This is a genomic window from Oscillospiraceae bacterium (genome assembly GCA_025758045.1).
Taxonomy (GTDB): domain Bacteria; phylum Bacillota; class Clostridia; order Oscillospirales; family Ruminococcaceae; genus Gemmiger.
In genome coordinates, this window is the sequence record CP107208.1 from 587153 (window position 1) to 605596 (window position 18444).

General features: G+C 54.8%; 14 protein-coding genes. 9 read left to right on the plus strand and 5 right to left on the minus strand.

Going from position 1 to position 18444, the window contains the following annotated elements:
• Nucleotides 1-38: 38 nt before the first annotated feature.
• The 3 genes from OGM81_03030 to OGM81_03040 form a co-directional block, all read right to left on the minus strand.
• A complete protein-coding gene (locus OGM81_03030) occupies nt 39-869 on the minus strand; it encodes an energy-coupling factor transporter transmembrane protein EcfT (protein ID UYJ44124.1) in 831 nt (276 codons plus the stop codon).
• Nucleotides 859-2580, minus strand: a complete 1722-nt coding sequence (locus OGM81_03035; GenBank protein UYJ44125.1) for an ABC transporter ATP-binding protein — start codon at nt 2578-2580, stop codon at nt 859-861. The genes OGM81_03030 and OGM81_03035 overlap by 11 nt, the downstream gene beginning before the upstream one ends.
• A 64-nt stretch (nt 2581-2644) precedes the next feature.
• Nucleotides 2645-3193, minus strand: coding sequence for an ECF-type riboflavin transporter substrate-binding protein (locus OGM81_03040; GenBank protein ID UYJ44126.1), 549 nt, complete (start codon nt 3191-3193; stop codon nt 2645-2647).
• 291 nt (nt 3194-3484) lie between these two features.
• On the opposite strand from OGM81_03040, the gene OGM81_03045 reads away from it, so the two are divergent.
• The 9 genes from OGM81_03045 to OGM81_03085 all read left to right on the plus strand — a co-directional run bounded on the left by OGM81_03045 (nt 3485) and on the right by OGM81_03085 (nt 15693).
• A complete protein-coding gene (locus OGM81_03045) occupies nt 3485-4933 on the plus strand; it encodes a C69 family dipeptidase (GenBank protein UYJ44127.1) in 1449 nt (482 codons plus the stop codon).
• 218 nt (nt 4934-5151) lie between these two features.
• On the plus strand, nt 5152-6669 hold the full coding sequence (locus tag OGM81_03050) for a response regulator (protein ID UYJ44128.1): 1518 nt from the start codon (nt 5152-5154) through the stop codon (nt 6667-6669).
• Nucleotides 6653-8383 (plus strand): histidine kinase, encoded by a 1731-nt coding sequence (locus OGM81_03055; protein UYJ44129.1) that lies wholly within the window; start codon nt 6653-6655, stop codon nt 8381-8383. The genes OGM81_03050 and OGM81_03055 overlap by 17 nt, the downstream gene beginning before the upstream one ends.
• Before the next feature lie 146 nt (nt 8384-8529).
• Entirely contained in the window at nt 8530-9831 is a 1302-nt protein-coding gene (locus OGM81_03060) for an extracellular solute-binding protein (GenBank protein ID UYJ44130.1), read from the plus strand.
• Nucleotides 9832-9906: 75 nt separating this feature from the next.
• Nucleotides 9907-10812, plus strand: a complete 906-nt coding sequence (locus tag OGM81_03065; GenBank protein UYJ44131.1) for a sugar ABC transporter permease — start codon at nt 9907-9909, stop codon at nt 10810-10812.
• Nucleotides 10809-11648 carry a carbohydrate ABC transporter permease gene (locus OGM81_03070; GenBank protein ID UYJ44132.1) on the plus strand — a complete coding sequence of 280 codons (840 nt, stop codon included), beginning with the start codon at nt 10809-10811 and terminating at the stop codon, nt 11646-11648. Before OGM81_03065 ends, OGM81_03070 begins: the two co-directional genes overlap by 4 nt.
• 6 nt (nt 11649-11654) lie before the next feature.
• On the plus strand, nt 11655-12509 hold the full coding sequence (locus tag OGM81_03075) for a PIG-L family deacetylase (protein UYJ44133.1): 855 nt from the start codon (nt 11655-11657) through the stop codon (nt 12507-12509).
• Between the two features lie 12 nt (nt 12510-12521).
• Nucleotides 12522-14861: a glycoside hydrolase family 65 protein gene (locus OGM81_03080; GenBank protein UYJ44134.1), complete on the plus strand. Its 2340-nt coding sequence runs from the start codon at nt 12522-12524 to the stop codon at nt 14859-14861.
• Nucleotides 14848-15693 carry an HAD family hydrolase gene (locus OGM81_03085; GenBank protein UYJ44135.1) on the plus strand — a complete coding sequence of 282 codons (846 nt, stop codon included), beginning with the start codon at nt 14848-14850 and terminating at the stop codon, nt 15691-15693. The genes OGM81_03080 and OGM81_03085 overlap by 14 nt, the downstream gene beginning before the upstream one ends.
• 86 nt (nt 15694-15779) lie before the next feature.
• Here OGM81_03085 and OGM81_03090 read toward each other — a convergent pair whose 3' ends face one another.
• Nucleotides 15780-17192: an MATE family efflux transporter gene (locus OGM81_03090; protein UYJ44136.1), complete on the minus strand. Its 1413-nt coding sequence runs from the start codon at nt 17190-17192 to the stop codon at nt 15780-15782.
• 211 nt (nt 17193-17403) lie between these two features.
• Entirely contained in the window at nt 17404-18399 is a 996-nt protein-coding gene (locus OGM81_03095) for a LacI family transcriptional regulator (protein ID UYJ44137.1), read from the minus strand.
• Nucleotides 18400-18444: the final 45 nt, after the last annotated feature.

Below are 18444 nucleotides of genomic sequence, written 5' to 3' on the forward strand. Positions count from 1 at the left end.
GGCAGTTTGTTTTTACGTTTTGTATTATTTATTTGTCATTATACGAATGGATTATAAAAGCGACCAAACTTGATGGTGACAGTCAGGCTGACCAGCAGCAATACCACGCCAAGGGCCAGGGCGATGAAATCACGCCGGGCGAAGGGGCGGCGAACGTACCAGGTGCGCTTGCTGCCCTTGCCAAAGCCGCGCAGCTCCATCGCGTTAGAGATGACGTCGATGCGGTTAAGGCTCGTTAAGATCAGTGGCAACAGAATGTTGACCGAGTTTTTCAACCGCTTAAAGAACGGTTCACTGCGGCCAAGCTCCACGCCGCGGGCCTGCTGTGCCTGGCTGATGCTGTGGTAGTCGCGCTGGATATCGGGGATATAACGCAGTGCGATGGCGACCGAGTAGCCGATTTTGTACGATACACCGATGCTGTTCAAGCTTGCCGCAAACTCACTGGGGTCGGTAGCCGAGATGAACAGGATTGCCACCGGCAGCGCCACGAAGTATTTCAGCGAGATATTGAACATATAAAACAGCTGTTCGGCCGTGACATCGTACCGCCAGAACAGGTGGCACAGCACCGTGCGGGTGCCGTACAGTGTGGTGCCCTGGTTGGGGTCGAACAGGAAGATGAACAGGTCGTTCAGAATCAAAAAAACAAGCATGAAGACCAGCATAAAGCTGACTTCCTTAATTTTAATGTGGCTGAGTTTGAACGCCGCAAAGCTGACGGCCATCAGCCCCAGCAGCACCCAGGTGTTGTAGGTGATCATGCTGGCAAAGGTAAACAGTAGAAAAAACGCCAGCTTGGTGGTGCCGGTAAGCTGATGCACCACACTTTTGCGCGGCAGGTAGTTTAAAACGGTCTTAGCAGCCATGGGCGCGCACCTCCCTGTCGGCGGCAATGAACCGCTCCACAAAATCTTCGGCCGGGGCAATGCCGCAGCGGTTGGCCAGCGTGTACAGGCTGGTCTCCTTTAACGCTGCGCGCTCGATGAGTTCCGGGTCACACAGCACGGCCGAAGCACTGCGGTCAGCGATCAGCTGACCGTCGCAGAATACCAGTGCGCGGGGGGTGTACTCCAGCATCAGGTGCATGTCGTGGGTGATCATCACCACGGTCACGCCCCGGGTGTTAAGACCCTGCAAAAACTCCATAATGTCGGTGTAATGGCGGAAATCCTGGCCGGCGGTAGGTTCGTCCAGTAAAATCAACTCAGGGTCCTGTACCAGCACGCTGGCGATGGTAACGCGCTTTTTCTGGCCGAAGCTTAATGCCGAGACCGGCCACTTGCGGAAGGGATACAAGCCGCAGACTTTCAGCGTATCCTCGACCTTTTCCCGAATCTGTTCCTCCGTCAAACCGCTGCCCTGCAGGGCCATGGCGACCTCGTCGTAGATCATCGTTTTCGAGATCATCTGGTTGGGGTTCTGCATCACGTAGCCAATGTGCTTGGCGCGGCGGCGGATGTTTTCATCTTTCAGGTCCTTACCGTTGAGGTAAATTTCGCCGGAGTCCTGGGTCTCAAACCCGCAGATCAGCTTGGACAGCGTGGATTTGCCCGCGCCGTTGCGACCCACGATGCTGACCATCTCGCCCTTGCCGATGGAAAAGCTGACGTTTTGCAGCGTATGCTGACCCTTGTTGTAGCCAAAGCAGAGGTCGCGTACTTCCAACAGCGGCTCTGGGGCCGGTTTGGGGGCGGGCAGCGGCTCGGCCTGGAACCAGCTGTGCAGGCGGGCGGTGTCGGCCTTGTCCAGCACTACCGAGTCAATGTGGGCGGGGTGCTTTTCGGGCGTGACGGCAATGCCCGCGTAGCGCATGGCCGTAAGGTAGAGCGGCTCACGGATGCCGTTCTCGGCCAGCAGCGAGCCGGAGAGCAGGTCATCCGGGCGCATGTCAGCCAAAATACGGCCCTCGTTGACCAGCACGATGCGGTCGACATTGCGCCAGAGCACATCCTCCAGGCGGTGCTCAATAATCAACACGGTGGTGTCGGTTTTTTGCTGGATGGTGTCGATCAGCTCGATAGCCTGCTTGCCGGTGGCGGGGTCGAGATTGGCCAGCGGCTCATCGAACAGCAGAATTTTCACATCGTCCACCATGACGCCTGCCAGGCTGACACGCTGCTTCTGCCCGCCGGAAAGCTCATGCGGGGCAAAGCCGAGGTGATTTTCGATGCCCACCAGCTCGGCGGCATGCTGCACGATCTCCTTCATTTCCGGCTGCGGGGTGCAGTTATTCTCCAGCGAAAAGGCAATGTCCTCCCCCACTGTCAGGCCGATGAACTGGCCGTCCGGATCCTGCAGCACGGTGCCCACGTGGCCCGCCAGGTCAAAAATGCTGCTATGGGGGGCATCCACGCCGTCCACCATCAGGGTGCCGGTGCACTCGCCGGGGTTGGAGAAGGGGTTCAAGCCATTGATGCAGGCGGCCAGCGTGCTTTTGCCGCTGCCCGAGGGACCTGCGATAAGCACACGCTCGCCGGGGTAAATATCCAGGTTGATGTCCTGCAGGGTAGGCTTTTTCTGTGCCCGATACTGGAACGAGAAATTTTTAAAGGAAATGATGGGGGTCTTTGCAGCCATGCGGCACCTCACAAACAAAGTGCCTTCCCGCCTATGTGGGAAGGCACAAGGGAAATATACGGGTTTACTCCTTGTCCAAAGAGCCCTTCTTGGCGATGGTCTTGGTGTAGGCCAGCACCAGCAGGCCGCCGACGACAACAGCGGTGATGATGTTGGAGATCGCTGCGAAAGCGCCCTGGGCGAAGACCTTCTTGGCAGGCTCGGCATAGATGAGGATGTCCAGCACCGGGGCAACCACGATCCAGGCAATCAGGTGGGCGATGACGTTGGAAATGGTGTAGGTGATGACCTTGCCTTTATTGAAGTCGCCTTCCTGCAGGTTCAGCTTTTTGGCAAACAGGCCGACCACCACGCCGGTGAAGGCAGAGGCGATGACCCAGCTCCACCACGGGATGCCGCCCCAGGACAGGTCGATCAGCGCATGGCCGATGAAGCCGATCAGGCCGCCGGCCACAGGGCCGTACATGGCAGCCAACAGGCCCAGCACGGCATACTGCAGGCTGATGTTGGTGTTGGGCACCGGGCTGGGGATGGCCACAAAGCGGCCCAGGACAAAGAACAGAGCTGCGCCGATACCAACGGCAACGAAGGTTTTGATGTTGTTGTTTTTCATGATTCCACACTCCCTAATTTATTATGAAATTAGTCCGCAATATTCCTTTATAAAAAGGAACGATACCAGTATACGCGTTCCCTTTATAAGGTGTCAATGGGCAAAACCGTATAATTGCGCCAAATCTGGGGCCGGTTGTAAATTTTAGGAAATTTTGGCGCAGTTTTTCGCAGTTTTTCGCTCCTTTGGCAGCTTTTATGCGCCCACGCTTGCACCGCCGGGCAAATGGTGCTACAATGCACCCAGGAGAGAAAACTTTATATTTTATATAAGGAAGGGAAGTTTTGTAAAATGGCCTGCACTACTATTCTTGTCGGCAAAAATGCCTCCTACGACGGTTCTACCATGATTGCCCGCAACGACGATTCCGGTTCCGGGCATTTCACCGCTAAAAAGTGGACGGTCGTCCACCCGGAGGACCTGCCCGCCACCTATAAGTCGGTGATTTCTCACGTGGAAATCCCGATGCCCGCCGGGGCCATGCGCTTTACCGCCATGCCCAACGCTGTGGAGGGCAAAGGCATCTGGGCGGCGGCCGGTATCAACGCCGCCAACGTCGGCATGACCGCTACCGAGACCATTACCTCCAATCCCCGCGTGCTGGGCGCTGACCCGCTGGTGCAGGGCGGCATCGGCGAGGAGGACATCGTCTACCTTGTGCTGCCCTACATCCACAACGCCCGCGAGGGCGTGCAGCGCCTGGGTTCCCTGCTGGAGACTTACGGCACCTACGAGATGAACGGCATCGCCTTCCAGGACGTGGATGAGATCTGGTGGCTGGAGACCATCGGCGGCCACCATTGGATGGCCCGCCGTGTGCCCGATGACGTGTACGTGGTCATGCCCAACCAGCTGGGCATCGACGAGCTAGACCTGGACGATGCGCTGGGCGAGCAGAAAGAGTACATGTGTTCCGCCGATCTGCGGGAGTTTATCGCCAAGAACCATTTGGACCTCTCCCAGGACGGTGTGCTGAACCCGCGTGACGCCTTTGGCAGCCACGATGACTCTGACCATGTGTACAACACGCCCCGCGCCTGGTACATGCTGCGCTATTTCAACCCCCACACCATGAACTGGGACGGCCCGGAAGCCGACTTTACGCCGCGCTCTGATGACCTGCCTTGGTGCCTGGTGCCGGAGAAGAAGATCACGCCGGAGGATGTAAAGTACGTACTGTCGTCCCATTATCAGGGCACGCCCTACGACCCGTATGCCAGCTATGGCGAGCGCAGCATGAAGGGCGCCTACCGCTCCATCGGCATCAACCGCAACGATTTTGTAGCCCTGCTGCAGCTGCGTCCCGATATGCCGGAAGAGTCCCGCGCCATTGAGTGGATCGCCTACGCCTCCAACGCGCTGAACACGATGGTGCCGTTCTACGCCAACATCGACACCACCCCCGCTTACCTTGCCAACACCACCGGCGAGGTCTCCACCGACAGCTTCTACTGGGCCAGCCGTATGATCGCCGCCATGGCAGATGCCTCCTTTGCCAAGTCTCAGTTCCATCTGGAGCGGTATGAGCTGGCTGTGCTGTCTGAGAGCCGCGCCATCCTGAACGATTACGACGCCAAGCTGGCCACCGAACCGGATGCCGCTGCCCGCGCCGCCCTGCGTGTGCAGGCCAACGACACCCTGGCCGCCAACCTGAAGCGCCACGCCGCCGACACCCTGGATAAGGTCCTGTTTGAGCTGAGCAGTCAGATGAAGAATGCGTACTCCCGCTCGGATGCGTAATTTTTTCGTCATAACAGCAGCTTTATTTATGCAATAAACGTGTAACAGTAAAAGGTGCCGTGTGAATGAACGATTCACATGGTGCCTTTTGTTTTGCTTTCGCCGTACGGCAAATTGTATAGAATTTTGCAAAATCGCTTGCATATTTTTAAACGTACTGTATACTGGAGAAAAGGATAAAATATTTTTTCATAATTTTCAGACGCAGCAGGTGTATTATGTACAAGATTTTAGTTGTTGATGATGAATCCATTGAACGTGAGGGAATTTCTTTCCTCATTGAAAAGTACAAGTTTCCGTTGGAGGTTGCCCAGGCGACCAACGGGAAAACGGCGCTGGAATATATGCGCACCCATCCCATCGACATCCTGCTCACCGATGTAAAGATGCCCCAGATGGACGGGCTGGAACTGGCGCGGCATACGTTTGAGAAATACCCGGATGTGCGCATTCTGGTTTTCAGCGCTTACGGGGAGTTTGAGTTCGCCAAAAAGGCGATGGCCGCCCAGGCGGTCAGCTACCTGCTGAAGCCTATCGAGGTGGACGAGTTCCAGCGCGTGATGACGCAGATCATTGCCCAGTGCGATGAGCTCTCCGAGAAGAAAAAAGACGAGCAGCAGCGCGGCGAGGAATATCGTCAACAGCTTTTATTCCGCCTTGTGACAGGAACAGGCTTGGGGAAAGCACACATTACGGAAGAATGGTTTTCTGGACAGACGCTTTGCTTACTTCATGTGCAGACCGAGAATGACTACTTTGCTACAAATGAAGATGCGTTTTGTCAAATGCTGAAGGATTGTACGCAATATAAGTTTGAATACATCAATACTTACCCAGATGAAGCATTCGTCCTCTTTTACAGCAAATATGATTTGTCTGATCGTCTGGGCGATAAGCTGAAAGGCATACAGGAAAAACTCCGACAGAATGGCTGCGAGGCATCGCTGCTGTTGGGCATAGATTTCACCGGCTTGGAGAATATCTCTGCCCGTGCGCAAGCGTTGTCAAGAATTCGCAACGAACTGTATGAAGCACCCGATGCGCTCCTGCTGGAGAAGGAGATCGGTGAGTCGGTCAGCTACTATGCAGAAGCCATAGAAAAGCTCCGTGCCGAGGTGCAGGCCGCATTGAATGAACATCACCCGGAGATTTTTCTGTCCGCGGTACAACGCCTGATACAGCAGCTTGGGCAGAACCGTTCTTTGAGCAAGATGTATATGTATCATGTCCTGTATGATCTGCTCGCGCAGATGTACCGTGCTTATGGCATACAGGACCGCAACGAGATTGGGCGCGGTATCAATCGGATTTTAAGCTGTAATACGGCAGCAGCCATGTGCGGTGTGCTGGAAGAAATCATGGCATCTTTGCAGGGAACACCAGAACCGCAAACGGAGGACAGCTCCGCTATCATTCGTCAGGTGCAGAAAATTGTGGATGCCGAATACGGCGAACCGTTGAGTCTGGAATACATCGCGGAAAAAGTATATATTACGCCTTCGTACCTGAGTTACATCTTTAAGCAGATGACTGGGCAGAATCTTATCAAATACATCACAGATCTGCGTATGTACAAGGCGCGGCGCATGGTAGCAGATGGCAATTTGAAAATTTCCCAAATTGCTAAGAACTGCGGTTACGACAACCCCTCCTACTTCAATAAGCTGTTCAAGAACTATTTCGGCGTAACGCCCCGCCAGTACAGGGAGGGCGAACGCGATGAAAGCATTGTATAAATGGTTCGCCTATAAGCTGCCTATTCGCAGTAAGCTGCTGATCAGCTTCAGCATTCTGGTTATGGTGCCGATCCTTGTGCTGGGCATTTACAGCTACCAGCAGTCGAAGGAAAACACCGAGCGCCAGATCCGCAGCACGATGGAAAGCAATCTGGCACGTCTGACCTCGGAACTGGATACCCGTTTCCAGCGGGAAGCCTCCACGGTGCGGTTTCTTGCGTACAACCTGACCTTCCGCAATGCGCTGGAAAACAGCGGCGCCAGCGCCATGACGATGGCGCAGGTCATGAATACCTCAGTCGAGCCGACCTTCTGGTACTTCATTGCAGGGGATTCCTATGTCAAGGGAATGGAGGTCTACTCCACAAAGGTCCGCGACAAAATCGGCAACTTCCTGCTGCCGGTGGATGATACCGTCAGCCAGCAGGCTTGGTACCGGCAGGCGCTGGACAGCTATGCCACCCACTGGACTTACGATGGGGTAGAGATTTGTGCCAATCGTGCAATTCTCGATACGAATTCCAGCAGTGAGGTCATAGCAGTGCTGCGGATGTTCTGCTATCCGGCCTCGCTGTTAGATGCCACCGACAGTATGAATTATCTGGACAACGGCATCCGTATCGTGGACGAAACCGGTCAGACCGTCTATGCCCGCAACAGCGGTGTGGATGCTTTGGACGAAGCCATGCGCCTGTTGGCCGAGGATGGCAGCGAGACCGCCGCGCTTGAGCAGGGGGTGCTCTATAAAAGCCGGATGGAAGTCAGCGGCTGGAGCATTTATTACTATCTGGACAAAGCGAACATCACGAAAGAATTGCAGCCGATTTTGAATACAACGATTTTGGTGGTGTTGATTTGCCTGTTCCTTTCCATTGCAGTCATTAACCTGTTGGCTACAGCCCTGACCCGCCGCATCCTGAAATTACAGGAGTACGCAGAATATGTGGCAGAAGGGCATCTGGATAAGGAACTTTCTACCACGGATACCGATGAAATCGGCGTGGTGACAAACAGCATGGGGCAGATGACGCACCGGCTGAATGATATGATCCATCAGGTCTATACGATGGAGATCGAAAAGAAAGCCAGTGAGCTGCGCGCCCTACAGGCGATGATCAACCCACATTTCCTGTACAACAGTCTGTCCAACATCAAGTGGAAGGCGCTGCGCTCCGGCAATGATGACATCAGCGAGATAACGGGATTGCTGGCAAAATTCTACCGCACCTGCCTGAACAACGGTCAGCCTTTAACCACGGTGCGTTCGGAGCTGGAAAACATCAAGGCGTATGTGCGTATCCAACAGCTGACCCATGACAACGGCTTTGATGCCGAATACGACATTGAGGAAAGCCAGCTTGATTACCGGATGCTCAACTTCATGCTACAGCCCATCGTGGAAAATGCCGTCAAGCACGGCTTAGAGTATGAAGAGCAGGACGGAAAAGGGCATATCCGCATCGAATGCCGCGGCGAGGATGAGTTCATCGTGTTCCGCGTCATCAACAATGGCGGCGCTATCGACCTGCAAAAGGTGGCCGAAGTCATGCGCACCCCCAGCACGGGGTACGGCATCTATAATATCTGTGAACGCATTGAACTGTATTACGGTCCCGGCAGCGGACTTTTCCCCTCTGTCACAGAGGACGGCGAGACCTGCTTCACCTTAAAACTGAACCGCACATTGGAAAAAGAAACACCCACTGAAGCCTGATTGCACCCCACCGATACAATTTCTGTCGGTGGGGTGTTCTGTAAAATAGTGTTAGTTTTCGAAAAAATGTTCTATTTCGCATTTTGGACATTTCGGGTACAATAAAGCCATCGAAAGCAGAACACACTGCAAGGAGGAAAACAAACATGAAAAAAGCAATCGCATCCGTGCTCGCAGCGTCGATGGCTCTGTCCCTCGCCGCCTGCGGTGGCTCCTCTACCGCCACCTCTAGCAGCACCGCCACTGAGAGCACTGCCAGCAGCACTACGGCAGAAAGCACCGCATCCGGTGACAAGGTTACGCTGCGCATGACCTACTGGAACAGCGAGGACACCGTCAAGGCGCTGCTTGACTATTTGGGCGAGGCTGTTCCCGATGTTCAGATCGAGTATCAGTTCATCGACAACTCCAACTACGACACCATCGTGGATACCCAGCTTTCTGCCGGTGAAGGTCCCGACATCATCTGCGAATCTCCCGCTTCTGCCCTGAAGCACGCAAAACTTGGCTATCTGGCCGATGTGAGCGACCTCGGCGCGAAGTTCTCTGATGCCGGCACTTCCGTTTACAGCTATGACGGCAAGACTTACGCATTGCCCGGCATCTCCTGGTTCGAGGGCATCTACTACAATGTTGATCTGTTCGAGCAGAACAACATTGCACTGCCCACCACCTTTGACGAGTATCTGGATGTCTGCAAGAAGTTCCAAGACCTCGGCATCAAGCCGCTGGCTGCCGGTCTGAAATCTTGGGAGCCGATGCTGAAGAACTCCATGGCGTTTGTCACTGCCGAGTACCTCTCCACTGATGAGGGCAAAGACTTCGGCGGCAAATATCGCGAGGGTCAGGCTACTCTGAACGGCACTTGGAATCCGTACCTCGAAAAGTGGAGCGAGATGATCACCAGCGGTGTTTACACCACCGATATGACCGGTATCGACCACGATCAGGCTCTGGAAGAGTTCGCCACCGGCAATGCCGCTATGTTCTGCTCCGGCCCGTGGGATCTGGAGGCCATCCAGTCCAAGAACCCCGACCTCAACCTCAACATGATGCCTTTCTACGGCACCAAGGCCAGCGCCGGCTGGCTGATCGGCGGCCCCGGCTGCGGCTTCGCCGTTAACGAGAACAGCGCCAACAAGGAAGCAGCCCTCAAGGTTCTGGCTGCTATCGCTACCGAGGAAGGTCAGAAGGCCCTGTGGGAGAACAACCAGGGCGGTTCCTCCTACATGAGCGGTGTTTCCTTTGATCTGCCTGAGGTCTACTCCAGCATTTCCACCGCCATCAATGCCGGCAATGTCTACTGCCCCTGGAACGAGTGGGGTTCTGCTGCCGGTGCCCACGAGGATTACGGCACCGAGATGCAGAAGTACCTGCTTGGCGAGGAAGACCTCTCCGCAGCACTCTCCAATGTCGATGCTGCCGTTGCTGAGCTGCTGAGCAAGTAATCCGATCCGTAACCATGGCCTCAAACTTTCAATCGAGGGTTTGAGGCTCTTTTTTTCAAAAAACGGAGGTCAGAAATGCCTACTAAGACCCAAAAGAAGTATGTGCCCGGTTCGTTGGGCAGATACTTCGCCATGTTTGTGGCACCGGCGCTGATCGTGTATCTGGTGTTCAGCATTGTGCCGTTCCTGTTTACGATCTATTACAGCTTTACCGATTATACCGATATGAACCCCGTAAATCTGCACTTTACGGGTCTTGCAAACTACATAAAAGTCCTTGGTTCCCCGCTGATGCGCACAGCTATTAAAAACTCGCTGATTTACGCCGTGGTGCTGACCGGGGCGCAGGTCGTGCTGGGTCTGCCGCTGGCTGTCATCCTGAATATGAAGCTGCGCACCCGCAATCTGCTGCGCGCAACCTTCTTTTTCCCGGCGGTATTCTCCTCGCTGATTATCGGCTACCTGTGGAACTTCATCCTTTCCTCCTCCAACTACGGTCTTATCAACAACCTGCTTGCTAAGGTTGGGCTGCCGACTTTCAACTTTTTCACCTCGCAAAACGCACTTTACTCTGTCCTGCTCACGCAGATTTGGCAGTGGACCGGCTGGGCTATGGTCATCTTCCTTGCCAACCTGCAGAGCATCTCGGGCGATTTGTACGAGGCAGCTGAGATCGACGGTGCCAGCGGCTTCACCCGCTTTTTCCGTATCACCCTGCCGCTGATGTGCCCCTCGGTCAAGATCGTGGCGGTCACCGGTTTGATCGGCGGCATGAAGGCATTCGATGTCATCTACTCGATGACCAGCGGCGGCCCCGGCGATGCCACCCAGACCGTTATGATGGTCATGATGCGCAAGGGCATCTCGGACGGCTTCTACAATCAGGGCGCGGCGTTCGGCGTTTGCTTCTTCGTTGTCGTTATGATTTTGAGTGCTATCATGAACACGATTATGCAGAAATGGAGTGACTCTATTCAATGAATACGCGTAAATTTGAAAGACGCGGCCTGATCATTACCGAAACATTGATGGTCTTGCTCGCTGTTCTCTGGGCTGTCCCTATTTACTATCTGATCGTCACAACGCTGAAATCCCCCGCGGAGGCTACCGCCAGCCCGCTGGCGCTGCCCAGTGCTATCAATCTGCAAAACTATATCGACGCATGGCAGAAGATGGAATTTCCCCGTGCGTTTGCCAACACACTGTTTATCACGGCAATGAGCGTCTTTCTCATCGTGCTGTTCGGCAGTATGGCCGGGTATGCACTGGCGCGCACAAGCTCCAAGCTCGGCGGCCGACTGTTCCTGTTCTTTCTGGCCGGTCTGGTCGTGCCATTTCAGATGAACATTGTCAGCTTGTACAAAATCGTCAAGGCGCTGCATCTGATGAACAGCCCCTTCGCCGTCATTCTTGTCGATGTGGCTGTGAATATGCCGCAGGCGGTGTTCCTCTTCCGTGAATTCGTTCACTCTACGGTGCCTGTTGAACTGGAGGAGGCTGCTGAAATCGACGGCTGCGGCACGATGCAAAAGTTCTTCACCATCGTATTTCCGCTGCTCAAGCCGGTAATGGCTACCGTTATCATCATCGTTACGCTGAATGTCTGGAACGAGTTTATGACCCCGCTGCTCTTCCTGCAGAGCCGTGCCAACGATGTCATCCTGCAGGAGGTTTCCCGCAACATCGGTCAGTTCTCCACTGACTGGACTGCTATGTTCCCGATGATGATGCTGGGCGTTGCACCTTTGATGATTTTCTATCTGTTCATGCAGAAGTATATTATTGCCGGTGTTGCTGCCGGTGCTGTGAAGGGGTAATTGAAAATGAAAATCACAGATTTTGGTAAAATCATGGTGATCGTTCCCCATCAGGACGATGAGCTGCTTTTGACGGCCGGTGTGCTGTATTCGGCTGCCAATGCGGGGCTGAACCCCCATGTGGTAATGGTGACCAACGGCGACTACGGCTGTCACGACCACAGCGTAGGCTATGCGCGTCTGCGTGAAACATTGGCGGGCGTGGAAATGCTGGGGGTTCCGAATGAGCAGGTGACATTTCTTGGCTATGCTGACACCGGTATGCCGCGGGCGGAGAGCTTTCTTGCGGGCTTGTATGACGAAACCGATGAGAACAAGGTTCATCCCTCCCACTGCGGCACGGAGACCTACGGTCTGCCCGAAAAGCCGGATTTCCACGCGCAGCATTTCGGTAAGCCTGCGCCGTATACAAAAGCCGGCTTTGTGCAGGATCTGAAAGCCGTACTCGACGAAATCGAACCGGACAGCATCATTACCACGGCACTTTGCGATACCCACGGTGACCACAGTGAGCTGTACCAGTTTATCTGCGATGAACTGCGCAGCCGCCGTGAGGCTGGCAAAAAAGTTCCGACCCTCTATACCGGCATTGTCCATTCGCCCGCTGGGGATGAAAACTGGCCGCTGCGTGACGGTGTTCGTCCGCTGACCTGCCCGGAGGGGCTGGAGGCCGCCAGTACCCTGCGTTGGGATGACCGCATTATTTTGCCCGTCCCGCAGGAAATGCTGAACGAAGATCTGGCGCAGAACCTCAAGCACCGCGCCATTTCCTGCCATAAAACGGCCTTAAAACCGGATGCCGTGGATTTTCTGTATTCGTTTGTAAAAGCAGACGAGGTATTCTGGAAAGTAGACCTGTAAGGAGAATTTGCAATGGATACCAATAAAAAGCCTATTTATCCTTTTGAGCCTTGGAATGTATCGGAAGATCACCTTGACCTTGCGATGAACTACCGCAACGAAACGACCTTTGCGCTTTCCAACGGCTATATCGGCACCCGCGGCACTCATGAGGAAGCCTACGAATTTGATGAGCAGCACGGCTTGGAGGGCAATTTCCTCAATGGTCTGTATGAGCAAGAGCACGTCCGCTATGGCGAGTGGAACTTCGGCTTCCCGACCGAAAGCCAGACAATCCTGAATGTGCCGAACTGTAAGACGATTCGTCTTGCGGTTGACGGTGAGCCTATGGACATCCGTACCGGCACACTGCAAAATTACCGCCGCACACTGGATATGAACCGCGGTCAGGTCGTGCGCAGCTTTGAATGGACCGCCCCCAACGGCAAAACGGTACGGGTGGAAAATACCCGCTTTGTCAGCCTTGCACACAAAAACCGCATGGCACAGCGCTACAGCGTTACCCCCGTGAACTTCAGCGGCACGCTGACGCTGCGCAGCGCACTGGACGCCGATGTGGAAAACCACACCCGTACTACAAACCCGCTGGTGGACTACGGCCCGTTTGGGCGTCATCTGCTGCCCGATGCACTGACGGCAGACGACACCACGATGACCTGCCAAAGCACCGCTGTCAACAGCAAGCTGGCGATGGCCTGCGGTTCGGTGCATCTGGTCTCGGAGGCAGCAGCTGCGACCCGGCATCAGGCAAACGATGTCGATGCTTGGATCGAATACGATTTTGCCGCCAAGCAGGGTCACACGATCACACTGGAAAAGCTGACCGTCTACACCGACTCCCTCGATATGGACAAGGACGCCATGCTCCCGTTTGTGAATGAGGAACTGATTGCCTTTGCCGCTGACGGATATGATAAGGAGTTTGCCGCCCACGCTGCCATGATGGAGCATTTCTGGGAGACTGCCGATATTCGCGTGGACGGCGATGTGCCTCTGCAGCAGGGACTGCGCTTCAACCTGTATCATATCATGCAGGCATCGGGCCGTGATGGCAGAACGGGTATGGGTGCCAAAGGCTTGTCCGGCGAAGGGTATGAGGGTCACTACTTCTGGGACACCGAAATGTATGTTCTGCCAGTCTTTGTCTATACTCAGCCGGAGCTTGCACGCAGTCTGCTGGACTACCGCTACAGCACCTTGGATAAAGCGCGCGACCGCGCCCGTGTACTGGGGCATCCCATCGGTGCATTGTATCCTTGGCGCACCATCAACGGCGAGGAAGCATCTACCTATTTCCCGCTGGGTACGGCGCAGTACCACATCAATGCGGACGTGGCCTATGCATTCCAGCTCTATGTTGCTGTCACCAACGATATTGACTACCTTGCCGACAAAGCAGCCGAGGTTCTGTGCGAAACAGCCCGCGTCTGGGCGGATGTAGGCTGCTTTGCCGAGTGCCGCGGCGGCAAATACTGCATCTGCTCCGTGACCGGTCCCGATGAGTATAATGCCATTGTGGACAATAACTTCTATACGAATCTGATGGCGCAGCAGAACCTGTATGCCGCCGTCAACGCGCTGGAAACGCTGAAGGAACAGCGCCCCGATGCTTACCAAAAGCTGATCGAAAAAATTCAGCTCGATCCGGACGAGCCTGCCCTGTGGAAAAAGACTGCCGATGCTATGTATTTTGCTTATGATGAAAAGCGGCAGGTCTATTTGCAGGACGATGGCTTTATGCTACGCAAGCCGTGGGACGATTCCCGTATTCCGCCGGAAAAGCGGCACCTTCTGTACGAAAACTATCACCCGCTGTTCATCTACCGCCAGCGAATGAGCAAGCAGGCCGATGCCATCATGGGTATGATGCTGTACAGTGCGCTGTTTACCGATGAGGAACTGCTGCGCAATTACGACTTCTATCAGACCGTAACGCTGCATCATTCTTCGCTTTCCACCTGCATCTTCGGTATTCTGGCAAGCCGCATCGGACGCCACGAGGACGCCTACACCTATTTTGCCCAGTCTGCCCGGATGGATCTGGATGATTACCATGACAACTTCTACGCTGGTATCCATGCCGCCAATATGGCCGGCACATGGCAGAGCATTGTGTTTGGCTTTGCCGGTCTGCGTCTTGTAAACGGCGTGCCGGAGTTCAAATTCTATATTCCCGAAGCATGGAACGGCTATCACTTCACTGTGAAAATCAAACGATCCGTGCTGGCAGTGGATGTGCTGCCGGATGGCTGGACCATCACGCTGCAAAGCGGCGATGCCGTCAACTTCCTTGTCGAGGGCAAGCCTTACAAACTGACCGAGAAAGGGGCAACCTGCCATGAAGCACTATAAAGCAATCTTTTTTGATTGGGACGGCACAGCGGTTCTCTCCCGCAAAGCGCCTGTAGAGGATGCCGTCAACGCCATGCGCCCCCTGCTGGATAAAGGGGTAAAGCTCTGCATCGTCAGCGGTACGACCTACGAGAACATTGCAGGCGGCAAGCTGCACAGCTACTTTACGCCGAAGCAGCTGGAAAACCTGTACCTTGGTCTGGGGCGCGGCGCGTTCGACTATGGGTATGATGCTACAGGGCAGCCGACTATCCTTGTTGACCGTGTGCCGGATGCCAAGGGCATCCTTGCCGTACACGATGCCTGCTACCGCATCCACCGCGAGCTGTTGGAAAAATACGGCATGAACACCGATATTGTTTTCAGCCGCCCGAATTACTGCAAGATCGACCTGATGCCCGCCAATAACCGCGGCGAGAATCTGTTTTTGCAGGAGGGCGAGGCTGCCCGCCTGCAGCACATTTTGCAGCAGCACGGCATTGACAGCATCGAAACGGTCATTGCGATGGCAGAATCCTTCGGTACGCCGGAAATGCCGCTGTGCGCCACGACCGATGCAAAATATCTGGAAGTCGGCCCCACCGGCAAGCGCGACAACGTAGACGCGCTGTTTTCGCACTTCGGCTTTGCTGCCGAGGATTGCTGCTTCTGGGGGGATGAATTCATCGGCGTTACGGATTCCATCTTCGGCAGTGATGCCGGTATGCTAACCGAAAAGACCAAGAGCGGTGATTTTTACGATGTCTCTGACCTGGAGGGCGTAAGACCCGAACAGGTAAAGCATCTGGGCGGTGGGATCCAGACTTTCCTGGAGTTCTTGCAGGCGCAGTAAAGTACTTTTCCACTATCTATTAAAACCAAAAAAGTTGCCGCGTGAATGAGGCCATTCACACGGCAACTTTTATATTGTCTTTATTTTTATGCGGCGGCTGTCTGCTGCTTTTGCAGCTGGGTCAGCTCGCGGAGTTCGCGGAGGGTGAAGAAGCCGCAGACAATGGCAGTGGCGGCATCGGCGATGGGACCGGCGTACATAACGCCATCGATGCCGAAGATGAGCGGGAAGATGACGATCAGCGGCAGCAGGAACAAAATCTGCCGCGTCAGCGACATAAACACGCCCAGCTGCGCCTTACCGATAGAGCTGAAGAAATTGGCCGTGACAGGCTGGATGCCATTGATAAGCGTGAGGAACATATAGATGCGGAAGTAGCGCTCCGAGAACTGGAAATACATCTCGCTGCCCGATCCGAACACGCTGATGATCTGCCGCGGGAACAGCTGGAAGCAGAGAAACGCGATCATCGACAGCACTGTGGCCGTACCCAGCGCCAGCAGATAGGTGTGCTTAACGCGGTGGTACAGCTTAGCGCCGTAATTGTAGCCGATGATGGGCTGGATGCCCTGCGAAATGCCGATGACAAAGGACATGAAGATCATGTTCACCTTGGAGATGATGCCCGCACAGGCCAGCGGGATGTCGCTGCCGTAGACTGAGAGTGCCCCGTAGTGGGCCAGCGTGTTGTTCATGACGATCTGCACCACGGCCATGGCCACCTGGTTGAAACCGGCGCTGGCACCGTAGCTGCAAATTTTGCAGGTGCGGTCCCAGGAAAGGCGCAGGCAATCCTTGTGCAGCTTCACGGTTTTAAAGTGGAACAGATACCGCAGACTGATGCAGAACGAGACGATCTGGCCAATGATCGTCGCCAGCGCCGCGCCCCGCATGCCCATGTTCATGCCGAAGATGAAGAGCGGATCGAGAATAGTGTTGACGATGGCACCCGCCAGCATCGAGGTCATCGAGTAGCGGGGGCTTCCGTCCGCCAGAATCAGCTTACTGATGCCGGTGTTGGCGATGAGGAACGGGAACCCGATAGCCGTGATGCGGGTGTATTCCTCGGCATAGGGCAACACGTCCGGGGTTGCGCCGAAGAATTTGAGCATCGGCGTTAAAAACAGGGTCGTGACCAGAAACAGCGCGATGCCGCAAATTGCCATCAGGCATAAACCGGTGCCGGCATACTCAACGGCCTTCTTTTCCTCCCCTGCACCCAGATGCAGCGAGAAGTTGGACGCCGCACCGATGCCCAGCAGTAAGGAAATGGCCGTACAGGCAATGGAAAGCGGGAACGCAATGTTGGTAGCCGCATTGCCCAGCATGCCCACGCCCTGGCCAATGAAGATCTGGTCGACAATGTTATACAGCGAGGTCACCAGCATCGAGATGATGCAGGGCACCGCAAAGTCAACGATCAGCTTGCTCTCTTTCTCCACCCGCAGCGGATTTACTTCGTCGTTTTCCACCGAGCGGGAGATGGTTTTTTCTCTCATGGATTATCCCCTTGTCTTTGCGCTTTTGCTTGTGATTTATTGCAGCAGATAATGAGCGGCAGGGCAACCATACCCTGCCGCACAATAACTCTATTTTAGTATACCCTATATTCCCTCAAAATGCAACATGGCCGTTATAGCCGCTGCCTTATGCTGCGCATAACAACTGCCTGCCGCGGGTACAGCGGCAGGCAGTTTGATTTTTGCGTTATCAGGTGGTTCCGCGCTCAACAATGGTCATCTGTAGAGTGACATGATGGCTGGGTTCGCGGCCCTCCAACACATCCAGCAAGGTGCGGGCCGCCATGATGCTGGACATCGAAACCATCGTATCCAGCGAGGTCAGCCGCGGGCGGCAGGTCTCACAGAACGAGGAGTTGTTCTCGCCCATCAGCGAAATCTGCTGCGGCACCTGGATGCCCTGCTCTTTCAGAATGTTCAGTACACCAATAGCGATCAGGTCGTTGGCGCAGATGATGCCGTCGGTATCAGGCTGTTCCCGCAGCATACGCAGGGCAAAGCTTTCGCCGCCATCGACCGAAACCGGCACGCCTGTATAAACCGTGCTATGCACATGGGGATACCGCTTAACCGCAGATTCAAAGGCACTGCGGATCAACGCACCGCTGACACGATTTTCGTTGATGACCAGCAGCATTTGGCGGCGGCCGCGGCTAGTCAGATAATCCACACAGCTCTGGATACCTGCCACTTCGTCGGCACCAACAGAGTAGATGTTTGGTCGCGGAAAGGTCAGCGTATTATGCACCATAACCACCGGCGTGTTGGGCAGGTGGTGTTCCACCGCGCGGGTGACCTTGCGGGCATCGCGGAACGCGCTGCCCAGGCAGACGGCACCCTCGACACGATGCCGTGCCAGATCCAGCATTGCGGTTTCTATGGCATCCGGTCCGTTGCCGATGTATTTGACGAAGCAGTAATAGCCATTGCGCATCAACTCATATTCTACGCGATGGCAGCCCTCCACCTGGTGCAAGGTATCAATGTCATCGGTCAGAATACCAATGGTGCGGTTGGATTGGGTTACCAGGTTGCGGGCGTTGGTATCCGGCACGTAGTTATGCTCTTTGAGCAGTGCCTGAATTTTTTCCCGTGTCGCGCGGTTGACCCCCGGTTTCCCGTTTACCACACGGGAAACCGAACTGGCCGAAACACCTGCCATTTTGGCTATATCGTAAATCGTCATACATACTCTCACTTGCTGGATATTTTTTCCTTCGGGATAGCTAAA

Bases quoted from the DNA above. Each gene is read 5' to 3' on its own strand.
- OGM81_03045 (UYJ44127.1), top strand. From the start codon at position 3,485: ATGGCCTGCACTACTATTCTTGTCGGCAAAAATGCCTCCTACGACGGT.
- OGM81_03075 (UYJ44133.1), top strand. From the start codon at position 11,655: ATGAAAATCACAGATTTTGGTAAAATCATGGTGATCGTTCCCCATCAG.
- OGM81_03085 (UYJ44135.1), top strand. From the start codon at position 14,848: ATGAAGCACTATAAAGCAATCTTTTTTGATTGGGACGGCACAGCGGTT.
- OGM81_03050 (UYJ44128.1), top strand. From the start codon at position 5,152: ATGTACAAGATTTTAGTTGTTGATGATGAATCCATTGAACGTGAGGGA.
- OGM81_03095 (UYJ44137.1), bottom strand. From the start codon at position 18,399: ATGACGATTTACGATATAGCCAAAATGGCAGGTGTTTCGGCCAGTTCG.
- OGM81_03080 (UYJ44134.1), top strand. From the start codon at position 12,522: ATGGATACCAATAAAAAGCCTATTTATCCTTTTGAGCCTTGGAATGTA.
- OGM81_03030 (UYJ44124.1), bottom strand. From the start codon at position 869: ATGGCTGCTAAGACCGTTTTAAACTACCTGCCGCGCAAAAGTGTGGTG.
- OGM81_03070 (UYJ44132.1), top strand. From the start codon at position 10,809: ATGAATACGCGTAAATTTGAAAGACGCGGCCTGATCATTACCGAAACA.
- OGM81_03040 (UYJ44126.1), bottom strand. From the start codon at position 3,193: ATGAAAAACAACAACATCAAAACCTTCGTTGCCGTTGGTATCGGCGCA.
- OGM81_03065 (UYJ44131.1), top strand. From the start codon at position 9,907: ATGCCTACTAAGACCCAAAAGAAGTATGTGCCCGGTTCGTTGGGCAGA.
- OGM81_03090 (UYJ44136.1), bottom strand. From the start codon at position 17,192: ATGAGAGAAAAAACCATCTCCCGCTCGGTGGAAAACGACGAAGTAAAT.
- OGM81_03035 (UYJ44125.1), bottom strand. From the start codon at position 2,580: ATGGCTGCAAAGACCCCCATCATTTCCTTTAAAAATTTCTCGTTCCAG.
- OGM81_03060 (UYJ44130.1), top strand. From the start codon at position 8,530: ATGAAAAAAGCAATCGCATCCGTGCTCGCAGCGTCGATGGCTCTGTCC.
- OGM81_03055 (UYJ44129.1), top strand. From the start codon at position 6,653: ATGAAAGCATTGTATAAATGGTTCGCCTATAAGCTGCCTATTCGCAGT.